Source organism: Streptomyces sp. NBC_00237 (assembly GCF_026342435.1).
Classification (GTDB): Bacteria; Actinomycetota; Actinomycetes; order Streptomycetales; family Streptomycetaceae; genus Streptomyces.
The window spans coordinates 423,957-442,535 of sequence record NZ_JAPEMT010000004.1; the positions used below are offsets into that span (position 1 = coordinate 423,957).

General features: G+C 72.5%; 16 protein-coding genes and 1 riboswitch. Of the genes, 7 read left to right on the forward strand and 9 right to left on the reverse strand.

Translation table 11 applies throughout. From position 1 onward, the window contains the following. Window positions 1-55: 55 nt before the first annotated feature. Entirely contained in the window at window positions 56-424 is a 369-nt protein-coding gene (locus OG897_RS40910; protein ID WP_323188145.1) for a CGNR zinc finger domain-containing protein, read from the forward strand. A 27-nt stretch (window positions 425-451) separates the two neighbouring features. On the opposite strand, the gene OG897_RS34335 is transcribed toward OG897_RS40910, so the two are convergent. The 4 genes from OG897_RS34335 to OG897_RS34350 form a co-directional block, all read right to left on the reverse strand. Beyond that, the gene (locus tag OG897_RS34335; protein ID WP_266663158.1) at window positions 452-955 is read right to left on the reverse strand and encodes an NUDIX hydrolase; all 504 of its coding nucleotides are present in this window, start codon (window positions 953-955) and stop codon (window positions 452-454) included. Between the two features lie 225 nt (window positions 956-1,180). After that, window positions 1,181-2,119 (reverse strand): MerR family transcriptional regulator, encoded by a 939-nt coding sequence (locus tag OG897_RS34340; RefSeq protein ID WP_266663159.1) that lies wholly within the window; start codon window positions 2,117-2,119, stop codon window positions 1,181-1,183. Window positions 2,120-2,174: 55 nt separating this feature from the next. Next, window positions 2,175-2,732 (reverse strand): hypothetical protein, encoded by a 558-nt coding sequence (locus OG897_RS34345; RefSeq protein WP_266663161.1) that lies wholly within the window; start codon window positions 2,730-2,732, stop codon window positions 2,175-2,177. Between the two features lie 89 nt (window positions 2,733-2,821). After that, the gene (locus OG897_RS34350; protein WP_266663163.1) at window positions 2,822-5,800 is read right to left on the reverse strand and encodes a LuxR C-terminal-related transcriptional regulator; all 2,979 of its coding nucleotides are present in this window, start codon (window positions 5,798-5,800) and stop codon (window positions 2,822-2,824) included. A gap of 127 nt (window positions 5,801-5,927) precedes the next feature. Here OG897_RS34350 and OG897_RS34355 point away from each other — a divergent pair, with 127 nt between their 5' ends. Then, a complete protein-coding gene (locus OG897_RS34355) occupies window positions 5,928-6,272 on the forward strand; it encodes a VOC family protein (RefSeq protein ID WP_266663164.1) in 345 nt (114 codons plus the stop codon). Between the two features lie 95 nt (window positions 6,273-6,367). After that, window positions 6,368-6,850 (forward strand): pyridoxamine 5'-phosphate oxidase family protein, encoded by a 483-nt coding sequence (locus OG897_RS34360; protein ID WP_266663166.1) that lies wholly within the window; start codon window positions 6,368-6,370, stop codon window positions 6,848-6,850. 51 nt (window positions 6,851-6,901) lie between these two features. Here OG897_RS34360 and OG897_RS34365 read toward each other — a convergent pair whose 3' ends face one another. Continuing rightward, a complete protein-coding gene (locus OG897_RS34365) occupies window positions 6,902-8,410 on the reverse strand; it encodes a SulP family inorganic anion transporter (protein ID WP_266663730.1) in 1,509 nt (502 codons plus the stop codon). 96 nt (window positions 8,411-8,506) lie between these two features. Next, window positions 8,507-9,154 carry a carbonic anhydrase gene (locus OG897_RS34370; protein ID WP_266663168.1) on the reverse strand — a complete coding sequence of 216 codons (648 nt, stop codon included), beginning with the start codon at window positions 9,152-9,154 and terminating at the stop codon, window positions 8,507-8,509. Between the two features lie 416 nt (window positions 9,155-9,570). Here OG897_RS34370 and OG897_RS34375 point away from each other — a divergent pair, with 416 nt between their 5' ends. The 4 genes from OG897_RS34375 to OG897_RS34390 all read left to right on the forward strand — a co-directional run bounded on the left by OG897_RS34375 (window position 9,571) and on the right by OG897_RS34390 (window position 15,813). Then, entirely contained in the window at window positions 9,571-12,510 is a 2,940-nt protein-coding gene (locus tag OG897_RS34375; protein WP_266663170.1) for a M4 family metallopeptidase, read from the forward strand. Window positions 12,511-12,592: 82 nt separating this feature from the next. Next, a riboswitch (cobalamin riboswitch) is annotated at window positions 12,593-12,677 on the forward strand. Between the two features lie 126 nt (window positions 12,678-12,803). Then, window positions 12,804-13,928, forward strand: coding sequence for an iron ABC transporter permease (locus OG897_RS34380; RefSeq protein WP_266663172.1), 1,125 nt, complete (start codon window positions 12,804-12,806; stop codon window positions 13,926-13,928). 68 nt (window positions 13,929-13,996) lie between these two features. Next, window positions 13,997-14,776, forward strand: coding sequence for an ABC transporter ATP-binding protein (locus tag OG897_RS34385; protein WP_266663174.1), 780 nt, complete (start codon window positions 13,997-13,999; stop codon window positions 14,774-14,776). A gap of 14 nt (window positions 14,777-14,790) precedes the next feature. Beyond that, complete coding sequence (locus OG897_RS34390) at window positions 14,791-15,813, forward strand: ABC transporter substrate-binding protein (protein WP_266663176.1); 1,023 nt, start codon at window positions 14,791-14,793, stop codon at window positions 15,811-15,813. A 10-nt stretch (window positions 15,814-15,823) separates the two neighbouring features. On the opposite strand, the gene OG897_RS34395 is transcribed toward OG897_RS34390, so the two are convergent. The 3 genes from OG897_RS34395 to OG897_RS34405 form a co-directional block, all read right to left on the reverse strand. Beyond that, complete coding sequence (locus OG897_RS34395; RefSeq protein ID WP_266663178.1) at window positions 15,824-16,351, reverse strand: DUF5946 family protein; 528 nt, start codon at window positions 16,349-16,351, stop codon at window positions 15,824-15,826. Between the two features lie 5 nt (window positions 16,352-16,356). After that, window positions 16,357-16,920, reverse strand: a complete 564-nt coding sequence (locus OG897_RS34400; protein ID WP_266663180.1) for a DUF5946 family protein — start codon at window positions 16,918-16,920, stop codon at window positions 16,357-16,359. A gap of 262 nt (window positions 16,921-17,182) precedes the next feature. Beyond that, a complete protein-coding gene (locus OG897_RS34405) occupies window positions 17,183-18,400 on the reverse strand; it encodes a VWA-like domain-containing protein (protein WP_266663731.1) in 1,218 nt (405 codons plus the stop codon). Window positions 18,401-18,579 lie beyond the last annotated feature (179 nt).

Sequence of the window (18,579 nt, forward strand, 5' to 3'; positions counted from 1 at the left end):
CTACTCCCGGCATTCACCACCAATACGCGGGATAACGGTGGTTGACCTTGTCCACTTGGGCGAGGCCAGGGCCCGGCAACGTATCCCTGAGATCAGGGACGTCCAGACGGTCAACGCGGCCGCGCGGCTGGCGGCCCGTTGGGAAGAGCTGGACGCGGGGTCCGGATTCGCCGTCGTCCCGCGCTGGCCGGAGCCCGATCCGCTGCTGGTGGCGCTGGGCGAGGTCGCGGCGCAGGGGATCCGGCTGTTCACGGGGGAGGACTGGGAGAAGGTGCGGGCCTGCCCGGCGCCGGGCTGCGTCCTGTACTTCGTGAAGAGTCCGGTACGCCGTGAATGGTGCACGACGGCATGCGGAAACCGGGTGCGAGTGGCCCGGCACAGCAGGCGGGCGCGGAGTCGCGAGTGTGGCGGAGACGACGCCTAGTACGACAGTCGGCTGCCCCGGGGCCGATCAGGCGGACCTCGCCCCGCCCTCACGCTCGTACCGTCGAAAGACCTCCAGCCCGTCGGAGACGAACGGCCACTCCCTCATCACCTCACGGAGCGTGCCCTCCGTCAGCCAGTCGTACCAGTCGACCTCACCGGGGTCGGGAGACACCCGCCCCTCGACGACGGCCTCGTGCACGGCGAGCCAGTACGGGCTGATCTCACCCCGGCACAGGAATGTGAAGAGGGGCCGGACCGGGACCCGTACCCCCAGCTCCTCCTCCACCTCCCGCTCGGCGGCGGCCCGATAGCTCTCGCCCGCGTCGACGGCTCCGCCGATGAGCCAGTTGTACTGCCCGGGAAAGCGGGAGAGGTGCCCCGGCCGCCGGTGCACGAGCACCCGCCCCTCGGCGTCGCGGCACACGACGGTGGCGACGCGGTGCAGCTGCCGGTCGCGGATGGCCGCAGCGCGCTCGACGACACCGATGACGCGGTCGTCCTCATCCACGTGGTCCACGAACTCGCTCATCCCCACCGTCCCCTCCTCAAGCCCTCAGCCTTGCGCCCCCCGCTGCGCGCACACCGCCGCACGGGGCGCCCCGCCCGCCGTGTCGAGATCCGCGAGCCACGACATGGTCTCAGTGTCCCGCCCCGGCAGCGCGAGGTCTCCGCCGACCCATGCGCGGGGCCCCGAAAGCCGACGCCGCAGCAAGCCCGGCGAGCGGGGAGGAGCGGGAAGCAGGGCAGAGTCCCTTCAGCGCACCGACCGCGCCGCCCACTCCAATACCGGAGCCATCCCGTCCGGTTCTGGCCAGCCGTTCACCACCGCCAGCAGTCGCAGGTAGCGGTCGCGGCGGGGGTCGTTCATCGCGGCGAGATGGTCCGCCAGGCGGGACCTCAGTTCCGGGCCGTCGGCCCGTCCGACGGTGCGCGCGTAGTGCCCCGCCAACGTGGACCCGATCGCCGTGCCCTCCGCGGAGGCGGGATCGACTCCGGCTGCCAGCGCCGGTTCCACCAGGGAACGTACGGCTTCCGCGAGAATCCGGGGAAGCGCGAGTCCGTCGCCGTCCGGGGCACGGTCCGAGGCCAGGTTCCGGGCCATTCCGTTCACGCTCGTCCGGAAGTCCGCGTCCTGGAAGAGTTCCGCGAGCTCCACCCACGCCTCGATCTGCTCCGTCGACGGGTCGTCGGGCAGGGCAGGGGTCATGGAGCGGATGACCGCGCCGAAGGCAGGGTGGGCGTGCAGTCCCTCGAAGGCGGCGTCGAGGAACTCCGCGGTCATCCGGCGCCGTTCCTCCTCGGAGAGCTTCGCAAGGCGGTGCATGAGTTCCAACTCCTCTGCTTCCGCCCCGCGCCGCGCCACAGCGGTGAGTACCGCCCGGCGCAGTCGCAGGGTCCGGATCTGTACGTCGATGGCTTTCGCGTGCGCCGCCGCGACCTCGGGGAGGGCGGCTTCCCGGTCCAGGACCGTACGGATGGTGGGCAGGTCGAGGCCCAGTTCGCGCAGGGTGCGGACGAGTTCGAGGCGGGCGACGGCCTCCGCGCCGTACAGCCGGTAGCCGTTCGTGCCCCGGCTCGTGGGGACGACGATCCCGGCGTCGGAGTAGAAGCGGATGGTCCTGACCGGGAGGCCGGTGCGGCGGGCCAGCTCGCCGATGGGGTGGAGGGGGTCGTCGGTGGTGCCGTTGTCCATGAGGTTCAGCTTGGCGTCTCCACCGGGTGGAGACTCAAGGGCCCCGTCCGGTCCGCTATCCCGCGTCCGTCACCCAGCTCGACTTGTCGACATGCGGGCCGATCACCAGGTGCGGGCACGCCCGGTCCAGTGCGTTCTGGAGGATGCCCGGGTCATTCGCGGGGCGGGTTAATCCGGTGCGGGTGCGGTACGTCCGGCCCGCCACACGCAGTTCGAGGATGTGGTCGGCGCTGCTGTCCACCGACCGGTACCCCACCGTGAGCGGGCGCACCGTCGTCACCGAGTCGAGCGGGCGGACGATCCGCCTGCCGTTGTTCCGGACCAGGACCAGTACGCCCGGTGGCCCCTGCCGGATCTCCGCCGACACCACCGCGCGCCGGTCACGCACCCACGGCGGCACCAGCAGGCTCCCCCAGAACACGCCGAACACCCCGCCCAGCACCAGCCCGGCCCACGGCTCCGCCACGGTGACCCCTGCCACCATCACGACGTGCAGGAGCGTGATGACGACGCCCCCGTCGCCGCCCCGCTGCTTCGTGTGTTGACTGCGGTACGTCTCCCAGCGGAAGACACCGGGCTCCGCGTCCCTCGGCTCTGCCACTTCCTCGGTCACCGGCCCAGCATGGCGGCGGGGGACGAAAGCCGGAAGGGGTGGGGCGGGATGAAGTCCGTTGAGTGGAAGGCCCGTTGAGCCTCGAACGGCTACTCGGCGATTCCCCGCTCGAAGCCCAGCGCCGCGAGCGCTTCCGTCCCCGCCTTCGCGTGCGCGCCCCCCGCCAGGAGCAGGGTCCGCGCCGCCTGGTAGCGACAGCCCGCCGCCTCGAAGGCCCGTGCCGTGTCCAGCAGGCGCGGGACGTCGCCCGCGAGCAGCGCCGCCGCCCTGTCCACCTGCGCCGACGCCACCGGATTGCCCTCGACCACCCGACGGGCGGCGGCGATCCGCGCTCCGGCCTCCGGGTGTCCGGCGAGCACGGCCGCCTCGGCGCGCAGGGCCACGTACCAGTGCAGCCAGATCCACGACACCCACTTCCACACCTCCTCGGGCTCCGCCTCGACCCGTTCCCTGGCGGCGTCCGCCTCGCCCCGGTGGAGCAGGAGCATCGCGTCGAAAACCGCGCCGTAGCCGTGGCGGTATTCCCGTGCGGTGCCCGCGTCGTCGACCAGGGCGAGCCACGTCGTACGGGCGTCCTCGTCGCCGCGCAGGCCGTGGACCATCGCGGTCGCGGCGGCGGCGGGGCCGAGGGAGAAGGAGCGCTGGCGTCCGCTCTGTTCCCAGGCGTCGAGGAACCTGGTGCCGCCGGTGAGCACGCCCTCGGCGTTGCCCGCGAACGCGTCCGCGACCAGCAGCCAGGACGTGGCGTAGTGGCCCACTTCGGCGAGCATGGGCAGGGCGGCGAGCCGCTCGCCCCAGCGGCGGGCCGCCGGGAGATCGCCGACGCCGACGGCGGTGGCGGCGGCCATGGCGAGTGCGTCGGTCAGTTCGTGTGCGCTCGCTGGGGTACGGCGTGCTGCCGCGAGGACGTCGATACGGTGCCGGGCCGCGGCGGCGGCCCCGAAGCTCTCGCCCGCCCAGGTGCGGGCACCCGAGAGGGCATCGAGGGCGGCGGACTCGGCCACCCGGTCGCCCCCGGCGCGGGCGAGGGCGACGGCCCGTTCGGCGTAACCGACCGTCTCCTGGGCGGTGTTGTCCGCGTCGCCCTGCACGGCGCCGAAGGCGTCGGCGAGCACTGCCGCCTCGGCGAGCGCGATTCCGGCGGAGGCGGTGGGGTCGGGGATGCCGAATGACTCGACAAATTCAGCGGGCTCACCGAGCTGGGCAGACGCTCCGGACCGGGACGACTCCCCGGACCGGGCCGACTCGGCCAGCGTCCTCGCCTCCGCGAGCAGCGCGGTGGCCTCCTGCACCGAGGGCAGCCGCGCGAACTCACTGGAGAAGCGGTACGCGACCGTCGCCGCTGCCGCGAGATCACGGGCCGCACCAGCCCTGTCCCCGGCCCGCCGGGCCGCCTCCCCGGCGGCGACGTGCAGCCGGTACATGTCGTCCCCGTGCCGTCGGCACCCGGCGACCCCGGCAGCATGCCGCAGCGCATCGGCCCCGGCCCCGACCCCAGCCCCAGCCCCAGCCCCAGCCCCGACCCCGGCCGACTCCTCCGCCAGCTCCGCCGCCTGCTCGTAGCGCTGCTGGGACTCCCCCAGCAGGTTCCGCGCGAAGGTCAGCTCCGCCAGCCGCAGCGCGAGCCCCTGCGCGTCCCGCCTTCGGCCCGGTTCGCCGACGGCCCAGTCCAGGGCCGCCCGCAGGTCTCCGGCCAGGGCGTCGAAACCGGCCCGCCAGTCCGCCCCTTCGTCCGTCGCGCCGAGCGCCTCGGCACCCGCCAGGCACCACCTCGCATGCCGGGAACGGACGTTCAGCGTCTCATCGGCCTCGGCGAGGCGCTCCGCACCGTACTGGCGGATGGTCTCCAGGGCCCGGTAGCGGGTGCCGGAGGCGGAGGGGACGACCGTGAGCAGGCTCTGTTCGGCGAGCCTGCCGAGTCCGTCGGCGACCGAAGCCGGGGTCAGCGGGGCAGCGCCCGCCACCTCTCCCGCTGCCTGTGCCGTGAACGGCGCGACGAAGACGGACACGCGGCGCAGGAGCGCCCGGTCCGCCGGTGACAGGAGGTCGTGGCTCCAGTCCAGGGCGGCCCGCACCGAGCGGTGCCGGTCGGCGGCGCGCGGGCCGCCGGACAGGACGCGGAGCTGGTCACCGAGCCCGGCGGTCAGTCCGTCGAGGCCGAGGGTGGGCCAGCGGGCCGCGGCGAGTTCGATGGCGAGCGCCATGCCGTCGAGGCGCTCGCACAGGGCCACGACCCGGCCCCGTACCGTCGGATCGGGCGGAAGGCCGACCGCTGCCGCGCGTTCCATGAAGAGGGTGACCGCCTCGGAGGCGTCGCCGCCGTCCCGGGACAGGGGCGGCACCGGGTACACCCATTCGAACGGCACCAGCAGGCGGGCCCGGCTGGTGGCCAGTACGTGCAGGTGCGGGCACGCCCCGAGCAGGCGTTCCAGGAACGGGCCCACTCCGTCGCGGACCTGCTCGCAGTTGTCCAGTACGAGCAGGGCCCGGCGGTTCGCGAACGTCGACAGGAGCGACTCGTCGATGTCGCGGCCCGGCTGCTCGCCCACGCCGAGGGCGGCGGCCACCGTCGCGCCGATGCGGGCGGGGTCGGTGACCGGGACCAGGTCGACGAACCACACCCCGTCGGTGAAGTGCGCCTCGTCGTCGCCCAGTTGGGCGGCGACCGCCAGGGCGAGGCGGGTCTTGCCGACGCCGCCGGGGCCGACGGCGGTCACCTGCCTGCGCGCCTTCAGCGCCTCGGCCAGCTCCCCGCGTTCCCGCACCCGGCCGACGAAGGCCGTCAGCGGGGCGGGGAGAGCGCGGGCGGGGGCGGGGCCCGCCGCCGCCTCCGTGCGGGCCTGTTCGGCTTCCGTACGGGCCTGCTCGGCCGCGTACCGGGAGAGCGCCCGCCGGTCCGGCACCTCCAGCTTGCGCAGCAGCGAGGAGACGTGCGACTCCACCGTACGTACGGAGATGAACAGGCGGGCGGCTATCTCGGCGTTGCTGAGGAACTCCCCGAGCAGCGCCAGCACTTCGGCCTCACGGGCCGAGACCGCCGGGGGCGAGGGGACCACTGGACTGGGCACGGAGTCATTATCCGTAGCGGCTTCCGTGGTGAGCACGGAGGTGCCCGGGGCCCTCCGCGAGGGAGTCTGTGAGCACGAGGAACGGCCACGGAGAACGGCCGCACCACCACGACCCACAGGAGAAGCCATGACCACCACCGGAATCAAGACCGTCCTGCACCCCGTCTCCGACCTCGCCAAGGCCAAGGCCGTGTACGCCGCGCTGCTGGGCGTCGAGCCGCAGACCGACGCGCCCTACTACGTCGGCTTCGACGTCGCGGGCCAGCACGTCGGCCTGGTGCCCGGCGGCGGCCCGCAGGGGCTGTCCTCGTCCTTGGCCTACTGGCACGTGAGTGACATCGAGGCGAAGGTCGCGGAGCTGACTGCCGCCGGAGCCACCGTGCGGCAGCCCGCGCAGGACGTCGGCGGCGGCCGCCTCGTAGCGACCCTCACCGACCCCGACGGCAACCTCATCGGCGTCCTCCAGGACTGACCGCACCGACGACGGCACCAGCCGTCCGCAGCGCCGACCTCACCACCACCCGCACCGCCGACGTCACCGCCGACCGACAGGAACGAAGGCATCCCATGAGCACCGAAGTACGCTCCCCCGCCCAGCTGAGCACCGAAGTACGCTCCCCCGCCCAGCGCCGTCGCGACACCGAGCACCGGCTCGCCCACGACACCGACGTCTGGGTGGCCAGTGCCTCGGCGGACGGGGTGCCGTACCTGGTCCCGCTCTCCTTCGAGTGGGACGGTGAGACGCTCCTGGTCGCCACCCCCTCGGCCAGTCCGACCGGCCGGAACCTGGCCTCCGGCCGGACGGCCCGGCTGGGCATCGGCCCCACCCGCGACGTGACCATGATCGAGGGCGATGTCGAGGTCCTGGAGCTTGACGCCCTGCCGAAGGAACGCGGTGATCGGTTCTGCGCGCGGACCGGCTTCGACCCCCGGGCGCTGACCACCGCGTACCGCTGGTTCCGTATCACCCCGCGCCGCATCCAGGCATGGCGCGAGGCGAACGAGCTCTCCGGCCGGGTCCTGATGCGCGACGGCCGCTGGCTGGTCTGACGCACCGGGCGATCCTCCGGACCGAAGGCGTGGTCCCTCCGCCACGCGTGGTCACCCGGGCGGCGCGCCCACCTCCGGTTCCGGTTCCGGTGCGGGTTTCGACAGCGTCCGCATCCGCATCCGTACGGCTTCCGTGTCGGCGTCGTTGTGCCGCATCGCCCAGTTCTCCAGGGTCGTGCGGCACGCGTGGTCGAGGTGGTGGACGGTGGTCAGGTCGAGCTCTATGGGGCGGTCCTGGGGCAGCGCCTCCAGCGTTTCCAGGATGCGGGGCAGCCGGAGGAAGGTGGCGTTCCCGGTGAGGGTGACGACCAGCCGGCCACCCGTCAGCTCCCGTACCTGCACATGGACGTGGGAGGTGTCCCAGGCCAGCTTGACGACGGCGAGGGCGAGACCGATGAGGACGCCCTCGAACATGTTGGTCACCACGATCGCGATCGCCGTGGTGGCGAGGACCAACGCCTCACCCCGGTGCGCCCGCGCCAGCGGCACGATGTCCTTGACCGGCAGGAGCTTGAAGCCCGCGTGGATCAGTACGCCCGCGAGGGCGGCGAGCGGGATCACGCCGAGCGCCGCCGGGAGCAGGACGGCGAAGAGCAGCAGCCAGCCGCCGTGCGCGACCCGGGAGAGCCGGGTGCGCGCGCCCGCCTGGACGTTGGCGGAGCTGCGGACGATGACGGCGGTCATGGGCAGGGCGCCGAGGATCCCGCACACCGTGTTGCCGACGCCCTGGGCGAGGAGTTCCTTGTCGTAGTGGGTGCGCGGGCCGTCGTGCATGCGGTCCACCGCCGCCGCGCTGAACAACGACTCGGCGGAGGCGATGAGCGTGAAGGCGAGGACCGTGCCGAGGACGGCGACGCTGCCCAGCGCGGCCAGGTCACCGGCTCCCGGCGGCTGGATGGCGTGGAAGAGGCCCTGGACGGTCACGTTCTCCAGGTTGAGCGGGAGGACGAGGCCGACCGCCGTGGCCAGGGCGACGGCGGCCAGCGGGGCGGGCACGACGCGCACGGCTGCGGGCAGTTTCGGCCACACCACGAGCACGGCGATCGTGCCGAGACCGACGGCCGCCGCGGTGAGCGCGGCGGGTGAGGCGATCGTGTCGGCGACCAGGCCGGGCAGCCCGGCGAACTTGGCGGTCCCGGAGAGGGGCTGGTCGGCCCCGGTCATGCTGTAGAGCTGCCCGAGGATCAGTACGAGACCGATCCCGGCCAGCATCCCCTGCACCACGGACACGGAGATGGCGCGGAACCAGCGGCCGCACTTCAGCAGCCCGAGACCGATCTGGAGCACGCCCGTGAGCAGCACGATCGCGCCGAGCATGCCGAGACCGAAGGCGCGCACGGCCTCGAAGACGAGCACGGTGAGCCCGGCTGCCGGACCGCTGACCTGGAGGGCGCTGCCCGGCAGCAGGCCGACGACGAGGCCGCCGACGATGCCGGTGACCAGGCCGAGTTCGGCGGGGACACCGGAGGCGACCGCCACGCCGACGCACAGCGGCAGGGCGACCAGGAAGACGACGAGTGAGGCGAGGAGGTCCTGTCGGAGCACGCCGGGTTCACGCAGGGCGGAGAAGGGCGCGCGGAAGGAGGAGATGAGGGTGGACTTCACGGTAGGGGTCCTGTCGTGAGAAGCGGGCCGGGCGATCGATGCGCGGCTTTCTCACAGCGGGACGAAGGCGGGCCGCACGCCTGCCGTTCGGGCCTCCCAGGAGGCGGGGCGGTGCACGGTGACGGTGCCCGTGTGGACCTCGTAGTACCAGGCGTGCAGCGTGAGCGTGCCGTCGGCGACGCGCTCGGCTATGCAGGGGTACGCGCGCAGCCGCTCCACTTGCGCGAGCACGTGTGCCTGCACGGCTTCCGCGACGTCGGGCGTGGCCGACGCGGCGGTGCGCACGGCCGCGTCGGGGGCGACGGAGTGCTCCAGCCAGTCGCGTACGGCCGGTACGGCGGACAGGTCCTCGCCCCGTACGAGCGCGCCGACCGCGCCACAGTGCGAATGTCCGCAGACGACGACGTCACGGACGCCGAGCACGCACACCGCGTACTCGATGGTGGCCGCCTCGCCCTGTGGGGGCCGGGCACGGTGGGTGGGGTAGGGGGGTACGACGTTCCCCGCCGTACGGAGTTCGAAGAGCTCGCCCGGACGGGCCCCGGTGATGAGGGCCGGTACGACGCGCGAGTCGGAGCAGGTGATGAACAGGGCTTCGGGTGACTGCCCGGCGCGCAGGGCCTGGAAGGCCGCTGCGTTCCGCGGGTCCGCCACGTGGGTGGCGGCGAAGGAACGGGCGTTGTCGATGAGGGACTTCATGGTGGCCTGCCTCCTGCGTCCTCGCCGTGGGGGGCGGACGCGGTGTGGTCGGGTCGATGGTCTTACGGGAAACAGCCTTCAGGGCTCCCGTGACTCTCACTTTGCCATCACATTAACCTTTGATGACAGACCCTATTCCTGCCAAATTTTGAGTAAATTGCGCCGCTGAGCTGGGAGTTGGTCAAGGTATCAACCGTTGGGCAATGCTCGATCGACAGATCGTGCGACGAAGTGGACACATTCCGCTTACTTTCAGCCCGAGCGGTATTCGAATTCCCGGAAATCGAACAGATGACGGCCGGAAGTCGACTCCGGTCCCGCCCGCACCATTGATCGATCGACGCCCCAGCCGCTTCGATGTCCCCTGCCGGTCGGCGACCCGCCACCGGCACCCGACAAGGGGGGACGAGAAGCCAGTGAGCCACTCCAGCCACTCAAGCCACTCACGAAGAACCACCCGCAGCGGTACGGGCGCGAGCGCGGCCCGAATACGCCGCGCACCCGGCGCGGCAGCCCTGATCGGCGCAGCCGCGCTGGTCCTGACCACCCCGGGCCTCGCCCACGCCGCGCCGGAACCGGCCCCGGCCCCCGGCCCCGCCCCGGCGGAAGTCACCCCGGGCCGGGGCACGTTGACCCCCTCGCTCGTACGCGGCATCCGCGAGGCCGCACCCGCGACCGGGAGCGCACCGGACGCGGCCCGCGCGTACCTGGGCGGGCGGCAGGACCGCTACCGCATCGCCGACGCCGCCCGCGACCTGACCCCGGCTCGCAGCACGAACACCGCAGGCCAGGAGAGCGTACGACTCCAGCAGAAGCACCGGGGCGTCCCCGTGCTGGGCGGCCAGTACGTCGTACGGATGGAACGCGAGGGCGGCGAGCGGGTCGTCACCGGCACCTCCGGCAAGTACTTCACGGGCCTGACCGCGAGCACCACCCCCGCCGTGGACGCCACCCTTGCCGTCGAACGCGCGGTGGACTCCGTCCGCACCCGGCTCGCCGAACAGGACTTCGCGGGCGAGGACCCCGTACTGGAGGGCACCGCACGCGGCCTGGTCGTCCTCCCGCAGGGCACCGGCGTCCTCACCCACCACATCACGGTGCGCGGCACCGGTCCGTCGAGCGGCGAACCCGTGCTGCGCGAGGTGTACGTGGACGCGCGCGCCGGGTATCCCGTGCTCCAGTACAGCGGTATCAAGACGTTCACAGCACCCCGCGCCCCGCAGGGCAATCCGGTACGGACCCGCGCCGCCGCCGCACCCGAAAACGGCACAGGCACCGGCACCGGCACTGGCACTGGCACTGGCACTGGCACTGGCACTGGCACTGGCACCAAACTCGACGGCAAGCCCGTCGCCCTCGACGCCGAACGCGACGACGCCCGAGGTCTGTACGTCCTCCGCGACCGCACCCGCCTTCCCCAGGACGACGGCTACCACCGCACGCTCTCCACCTGGGACGCACGCGGCAAGTGGGCGAGCGACGTGTCCGGGCACTGGCCCGACGGCATCCAGGAGTTCAGCTCCCCGACCCCCGCCTTCGGCCCCGAGGCCACCGACGCGGGAGCGGTCGACGCGCACTGGGGCGCGGCCCAGGTCTTCGACTACTTCAAGGGCAAGCACGGCCGCGACAGCCTCGACGGCCGGGGCATGGCCATCAACTCCCTGGTGGGCATCAGCAGTTACGGCATGCCGTACGTGAACGCCTTCTGGGACGGCCAGAAGATGGTGTACGGCATCGGCGACGAGGAGTACCTGCCCCTCTCCGCCGGCCTGGACGTCGTCGGCCACGAAATGACCCACGCCGTGGTCGAGACCTCCGCGAACCTGGTCTACGCGGGCCAGTCCGGGGCCATGAACGAGGCCATCGCCGACTACTTCGGCAACGCCGTCGAGACCTCCGCGTACGGCATCCCGGCGAGCGACCCCGACTCGGGCCTGATCGGCGACCGCCTGTGCCGCACCAAGGGCCCGCGCGCGTGCGCCCTGCGCGACCTGGGCGACGGCCGTACCACGACCGGCTCCTTCATCGGCGTCGGCCAGGCCAACGACAACGGCGGCGTCCACCTCAACTCCACGATCTTCGGCGGCGCTCTGTGGGACGCCCGCAAGGAACTGGGCGGTGACCTGGCCGACCGCATCGTCTACAAGGCGCTGACCCAGTACCTCACCCCGATCGACGGCTTCACCGAGGGTCGCGCGGCGATGCTGGCGGCGGCCAAGGACCTCAAGGTGACGGCCGCCCAGCAGAAGGCCCTCACCCGCGCCTTCACCGCGCACGGCATCGTCCCCGGCTGGGAACAAGCTCTCGGCATCGACTCCGAGAAGCTCTTCGGCCGCATCCAGACCGCCGACACGAACCTCGGCGCGGGCGGTGGCTGGTGGGCCGCCGCGAAGTCGAACGAGGCGGGCTCGGAGCCGTACTCCGTCTGGGCCGGACGGGTCAACGGCAAGGGCCAGAAGCTGCTGATGAGCCCCAACGACGGCCGCTACCACGTCAATCCGGCCACCGACGGCAAGACCGTGGTCTGGCAGGCGGTCGGCCCCGACGGCACGGAGGTCCTGTCGCGCCCGCTCGCCGGAGGCGTGATCAAGAATTTGTGGAAGGGCCGGGCCACCGACAGTTCGATCGACGTCGACGGTGATCTCGTCGCCTTCGACTACTACAACCACGGCGGCCGGATGGGCGTGAAGTACCTGAGCCTGAAGGACCCCGCCGCGATCGAGTCCATCGGCGGCGGTACGTACCACCGCGCGCACGGCTCCTCGGTGAGCAACGGCAAGGTGGCCTACCAGGAGCGCCGCAGGGTCGCCCTCCAAGGAGCCCGGGCCGCTGGTCCGCAAGGGCGGGCCGCCGCCGAATACTCCCTGGCGACCCGCCTCCTCGACGTCGCCACCGGCGAGAACAGAATCGTCCGGGAGAACCCGAGCGGCACCAGCCTCGGCCCGACCGCCCTCAACGGCACGCACGTCTTCTGGCTGCTGAACGACGGTTCGGCGGAGGGGAAGACCACCCTGCGCCGCGCCGACCTCTCGGGGGCGAACGTCGTCGACCTCAGTGCGCAGACCGGCCCGAACGCCCTGAACATGTACGACCTGACGGTCTCCGCCGACACCGTGACGGTCGGCACCCACCTCCCCGATGCCGAGATCCGCAACGAGTCGACCGGCAAGCTCCACCAGTTCGCGGCCTCCGGTGCGCCCGACGCCCCGACGACGTACAAGGGTCGCGTCTCCTGCAACCGGGGCGAGCAGACGGCCGCCGCGGCGGTCGCGTCGAGCCAGGTGATCTGGCTGGACGCGACGACCGGCACGCCGGACGTGGTGACCCGGACGACTCCGAGGGGGCGCTGCGCCTGACCGGACCGGGGTGTGCCGCCCGGATCTCGGTCCGGGCGGCACACCCGCACTCCCCACCCACCCATTAAGCTGCGAGAACTCCAAGGGGGAAGCCGGTCGAACTCCGGCGCTGACCCGCAACGGTAGGCAGGACCGACCACACCCCGGTTCCGCGAGCCCGACCACCCACGGAGCGAAATGCACGAGTCAATTCGCCGTGGACTGCGAAAGACGCTGCACCGGGTGTTCCGCGTCCCGGCCCGCCGCTTCGGTCGCCGTACCCCCACGGCCCGAGGCGAAAGCGATCCTGCCCCGTGGCCACCCCCACCGACCGGCTCCCCTCCGAGCGCCCTCCCGCCGAGCAGCACCTCACCGCGCGGCCCTCCACGGGCCCCGCGCCGCCCCGGCGCATCCCCCTGCCCGTCCTCGTGCCCGCTCTCCTGGTGGGCGTCCTCCTCTCCCTCGTCTGCGGCGCGGGGCTCGGTGCTTCGGGCTTGACCTGGCCCGAAGTCCTCCGTTACCTCTGGGCGGGCCTCACCGGCGGCGCGATATCCCCCGACGAAGTCCCCGCGTACACGATCGTCTGGGAACTCCGCTTCCCGCGCGCCGTGCTGGCCGCCGTCGTCGGCGCGGGCCTGTCCTCCATCGGCATCGCCGTGCAGGCCATGGTCCGCAACGCCCTCGCCGACCCGTTCGTCCTCGGCATCTCGTCGGGCGCGGCCGTCGGCGCGAACGCCGTCCTCCTCTTCGGCGCGCTCGGCGCACTCGGCGTCTGGGCGCTGTCCACCGCCGCCTTCGTCTCCGCGCTCGCCGCGATGGCCCTCGTCTACGCCGTCGCCCGCACGCCGCGCGGCCTGACCCCCCTGCGCCTGGTCCTCACCGGCACCGCGCTGTACTACGGCTTCTCGGCCATCACCACCTTCATGGTGTTCGCCGCCGAACGCGGCGAGGCGGCCCGCTCCGCCATGATGTGGCTGCTGGGCAGCCTGGGCGGGGCGAGCTGGGCCTCCGTACCCATCGCTGCGGCGGCGGTGTGCGCGGGCCTGGCCCATCTCGCCTGGTCGGCCCGCCGGTTGAACGCCCTCGCGATGGGCGACGAGACCGCCGCCGCGCTCGGCGTGGACGCGGGCCGGTTCCGCAAGGAGCTGTTCGTGGTGTGCGCGGCCGTGACGGGTGCGGTGGTCGCGGTGAGCGGGGCGATCGGCTTCGTCGGGCTGATGGTGCCGCATGCCGTACGGATGCTGGTGGGCGCGGACCACCGGCGGCTGCTGGCCGTGGCCCCGCTGCTCGGTGCACTGCTGCTGATCTGGGTCGACGTACTGTCCCGCACGCTCCTCGCCCCCGTCGAACTGCCCGTCGGAGTGCTCACGGCCGCCGTCGGGGTGCCCTGCTTCGTCCTGCTCATGCGGCGCAACTCCTACACGTTCGGAGGCGCGTAATGCTCAGCGCCCTTTTCCCCACGGAGCCGCGTCATGCGTAGCGCCCCTTCTCCCGACGGAGCCGCGTAATGCGTATCGACGTCACCGGTCTCTCCGTCGACATCTCCACCACCCGCCTCGTCCACGACATCTCCCTGCACGCCACCACCGGCCAGTTCGTCGGTCTGGTCGGCCCGAACGGCAGCGGCAAGTCCACCCTCCTGCGCACCGTCTACCGGGCGCTGCGCCCCACCACCGGCACCGTCCTCCTCGACGGTGACGACCTGTACGCCATGAGCGCCCGCGAAAGCGCCCGACGCGTCGCCGCGCTCCCCCAGGAAGCGGCCACCGAATTCGACTTCACGGTCGCCGAGGTCGTCGCGATGGGCCGGGTCCCGCACCAGCGCGCCCTGGCCCGCACCACCTCCCAGGACCTGGACGCCTGCACCACCGCCCTCACCCAGGTAGGAGCGGCGCACCTCGCCGACCGGGGCTTCCTCACCCTCTCCGGCGGCGAGAAGCAACGCGTCCTGATCGCCCGCGCACTCGCCCAGCAGCCCCGCGCGCTGATCCTGGACGAGCCCACCAACCACCTGGACATCGCCCAGCAGCTGGAGGTCCTCGCCCTGGTGCGCCGCAGCGGCCTGACCGTCCTCACCGCACTCCACGACCTCAACCTCGCCGCCCTCCACTGCGATCTGCTCTACGTCATCGAGTCCGGCGGAATCGTGGCCTCCGGCGCGCCGCACGACGTCCTGACCCCGGACCTCCTGGCCGATGTCTTCGGCGTACGGGCCCACCGCGTGCGGCACCCCGAGACCGGCGCGGTCCAGCTCCTCTTCGACCGCCTCCTGCCCACCCCTTCCTAAGGACCCCGCACCTCATGCGCACCCGTACCCTCACGCTCCCCATCGCCGCCCTCCTTCTGACCTCCTTGACCGCCTGCGGCGCACAGGTCACCGACGCCAAGCCCTCCGCCAAGGGCTCCTCCGACGCCCGCTACCCCGTCACCATCACCAACTGCGGCGAGAAGCAGACGTACGCGAAGGCCCCTCAGCGGGTGGTCACGAACGACGTCGGCATCACCGAGATCATGTTCGCGCTCGGCCTGGAGAAGCACATGGCGGGCTTCGTGATGCCCGAGGACAAGGGCGACCTGTCCGCCGTCCCCTGGAAGGACGGCTACACGAAGACCACGTGGCTCTCGAAGAAGCAGATCAACAAGGAGATGGCCCTCGACGCCCGCGCCGACCTGGTCTTCGCGGGCTGGAACTACGGCTTCAACGAGGGCGAGGGCTTCACCCCCGCCGACCTCAAGAAGGTCGGCATCGGCTCGTACCTCCTCAGCGAGTCCTGCCGCAACGGCCGAGGCGCCCAGTCGCGCGGCGTGATGCCGCCCCTCGACGCCCTCTACACGGACCTCCGTAACCTGGGCCGCGTCTTCGCGGTCGAGGACCGCGCCGAGACGTTGATCTCCACCTTCCGCAAGCAGGTGTCGGACGCGCAGGCCACGGCCCTCAAGGGCGCGGACCGCCCGCGTGTCTTCCTCTACGACGCGGGCCAGGACAAGCCCTTCACCTCGGGCCTGTACGCCGCGCCGCACGACATCATCACGCGGGCGGGCGGCGATCACGTGATGAAGGACCTCAAGGACAGCTGGGCGACGGTGGGCTGGGAGACGGTGGTCGAGCGCGACCCCGAGGTCATCGTGATCAACAACTACGGCGACACCACCGCCGCCCAGAAGCGCGCCTTCCTCATGTCGTACGCCCCGCTCAAGAACGTCTCCGCGATCAAGAACAACCGGATCGTCGTCCTCGACTACGCGGAACTGGTGGAGAGCCCGCGCAACCCGGGGGCGATCGCCTCCCTGACGGCGGACCTGCGGAAGCTGATGGGGAAGTAGGAGGACGGACTCAGGTGTCCGGGGTGTCCGGCCGTGTCAGTGCCCGGGCGTTCCAGCCTCGGATCGTGGCGTGGTGCGGCGCCCAGGCCCGCCACACGCCACGGCTCCAGGCCCGGACGAGGCGTTCGTGCTCGACCGCGTCACGGGCGGCGAGAACGTCGGCGGCGGTCATCAGTCCGATCTGCGGCGGAGGCTCCAGCCAGTGGAAGTAGGCCGGTCGGTCGGCCATCATCCGCCGGTGCAGCGCCGGTCCTTCGCGCGGATCGGCATCGTCCTCGACGAACAGACACAGCGTCATCAGGCACAGGGCCACGGTCTGGATCTCCCGTCGGCTTTCGCCGCCCGCGTGCTGCGCGACATAGGAATCCACGACCAACTGGTGGACGTGGCGACAGTCGGCGACGGTGTACGAACGCGCCAGGAGCTCGCCGTAGCGCTGCCAGCACTCGGCCGACGCCACGCGCTCGGCAGGGAGCGGCCCACCGGTGGCGGGAGCCGCAAGACCGCACCCGGGACAGCTGGTCATCATGATCGCCATGGCCGTCACGCCCCGGTCAATCCGGCCGACGCCCACAGCCGCACCTGCTCGTGGTGGCCGGACCAGGCCGACCAGGCCGCCTGCGCCCAGTCACGGACGGCTGCCGCGTGGGCGGCCCCGTCGCCGGCCCCGCCGGTGGCACGGTGAACGTCGACCACGGTGACCGCGCCGAGGAAGGCCGGTGGAGGCAGGTAGGGCCAGCCGGTCAGGCCGAGACGGGGCAGGACGGTCCGGCTCATCCGCCCTCGCAGTACCGGCACCTTCACTGCGGGCACCCCGTGTTCCAGCAGGAGGCACAAGGAGGTGAGGTGGACGGCGACCGACCGGCGCTGCTGCCGGTCGTGTTCGGCGCCACCTGGATGCTGGACGGCATAACAGTCCACGTGATGCCGGTGCGTCGCCGAGGACCGGGCCGCATGGTGGCCCCGGGCGATCACCTCGCCGTACAGGTGCCAGCATCCGGGTGAGCCAAGCATGTACGGATGCGTGGGCCCCTGGCTGTCCGCCACCGGCCCCCCACACCCGACACAGGCGACGACCGCGGCTGCCCGCAGAATTTTCTCGTTCACCGTGCCGTCCTCTCGATGTCGTGCGCCCTGGGACTGCGCTCGTGGTGGAGGCAGTGACTGCCGAAGTTACGGCCTGCCGCAACGTCAGGAGCAAGTCACCGCACTGCCCGCCCCGGTCCGCGGACGTGACACGCGAAGGCGGTCCAGCGCCAGGTACCGGGCGTCGTCGGGGACGCAGCAGAGGACGGTCATGGCGTAGTCGCCGACGGCGTGCGGGAGGTGCGGCCTGCCCGCACACTGTCCGGCTCCCCGGGCTGTCCCGCTACCCGATATTGACCACCCGCGCCCAGTGCGGCGGCCCCGACGGTACGTACTCGGGGTCGTCCTCGTTCCGGACCGATCCCCGGTACGGCCGGTCGAAGAGCCCGACCACCGTCCGGCACGACGGGCGGGCGGACGGCCACGGGGTGTGTCCGTCGGTGAGCGCCACGATCACGTCGGGCCCCGGCCGGGCCCGCAGCGCTGCCCCGAACCCCGTACGGAGATCCGTGCCGCCCCCTCCCACCAGCGCAATCCCCTCCGCCCGGCACAGCGTGTGCACGGCTTGGGGGGCCGCGTCGCAGGACAGTACGGACACCAGGTCGCGGCGCCCGCCCACCGCGCGCGCGATCGCGGTGACTTCCAGGAGGGCGCTGCCCAGTTCCGCGTCGCTCACGGAACCGGACGTGTCGATGACGACCGCCACCCGGGGCGGCACCCGCCGCAGGCTCGGCAGCACCGCGCCGGGCACGCTCGCGGAGCGCCGCGAGGGCCGCCCGTACGAATAGTCGTCCCCCGACCCCGACGCGGAGGCCGCGGCCCGGATCGCCGCGCCGAGCAACTCCCGCCAGGGCTGCGGCGGGTGGAACGCCTCCTCCGCCCACCGCTTCCACCCCTCGGGGGCGTTCCCGGGACGGGCCGAAAGCCCCTGCGCGACCCGGAACCGTACGGCGTCCCGCTCCTGGGCGTTGAGCCCGTGCGCCCGGTCGGGCCCGAGGTCCCAGGCGCGCTCGTGCCCGTCGGCCCCGCTGCCGCAGTCGAGCCAGGTGAGGTCCCGCGTGTGCGGGCCGAGCCGGAACTGGCGGAGGTAGTCCTCCATCAGCTCCCCGTCCCCGAGCCCGAGCAGCCCCGGCGTGACGGCCCCTTCCGGATGCACCAGCCCGTCCCCGAACGCGTCGTCGTTGATCTCGCAGTCGGCGGCGATGTTCATGCGCAGCCGGTCGCCGGGCCCGGTCAGGTCGCGGGCACGGGCGACGCGATCGCTGCGCCCGTGGTGGTCGCGCAGCAGGTGCGAGACCTCGTGGACCCAGACGGCGGCCAACTCCTCGACGGAGGTGCGCTCGACGAACCCCGGGGAGGCGTAGCAGCGCCAGTGCCGGTCGACGGCCATGGTGGGAACGGCCCGCGAGGCGACGGGGTGGAGGGCGAAGAGGGCAGTCGCGAGGTAGGGGCGGGCGCGGACGGCCTGGAGGCGGGCGGTGAGGAGTTTGTCCAGGTCCAGGGCGAGGGCGGGGTCGGTGTTGGTGTCGGGGTCGGTGTGGTCGTCGGGAGCGGGGCCTGGCCCGGGAGCCGACGGGGGAAGCTGGCCGGAGCGAGCGTGGCCGGGCAACGGGCCCGGTCCAGGCCCGGGGCGCGGCCGAGACCCGAGCCGAGGCCCGGGCTTCGGCCTCGCCCCCGGGC

Excerpts from the sequence above, each read along its gene's own strand:
- OG897_RS34335 (WP_266663158.1), bottom strand. The coding sequence starts at position 955 with ATGAGCGAGTTCGTGGACCACGTGGATGAGGACGACCGCGTCATCGGT.
- OG897_RS34340 (WP_266663159.1), bottom strand. The coding sequence starts at position 2,119 with ATGGACAACGGCACCACCGACGACCCCCTCCACCCCATCGGCGAGCTG.
- OG897_RS34355 (WP_266663164.1), top strand. The coding sequence starts at position 5,928 with ATGACCACCACCGGAATCAAGACCGTCCTGCACCCCGTCTCCGACCTC.
- OG897_RS34360 (WP_266663166.1), top strand. The coding sequence starts at position 6,368 with ATGAGCACCGAAGTACGCTCCCCCGCCCAGCTGAGCACCGAAGTACGC.
- OG897_RS34370 (WP_266663168.1), bottom strand. The coding sequence starts at position 9,154 with ATGAAGTCCCTCATCGACAACGCCCGTTCCTTCGCCGCCACCCACGTG.
- OG897_RS34385 (WP_266663174.1), top strand. The coding sequence starts at position 13,997 with ATGCGTATCGACGTCACCGGTCTCTCCGTCGACATCTCCACCACCCGC.
- OG897_RS34390 (WP_266663176.1), top strand. The coding sequence starts at position 14,791 with ATGCGCACCCGTACCCTCACGCTCCCCATCGCCGCCCTCCTTCTGACC.
- OG897_RS34395 (WP_266663178.1), bottom strand. The coding sequence starts at position 16,351 with ATGGCGATCATGATGACCAGCTGTCCCGGGTGCGGTCTTGCGGCTCCC.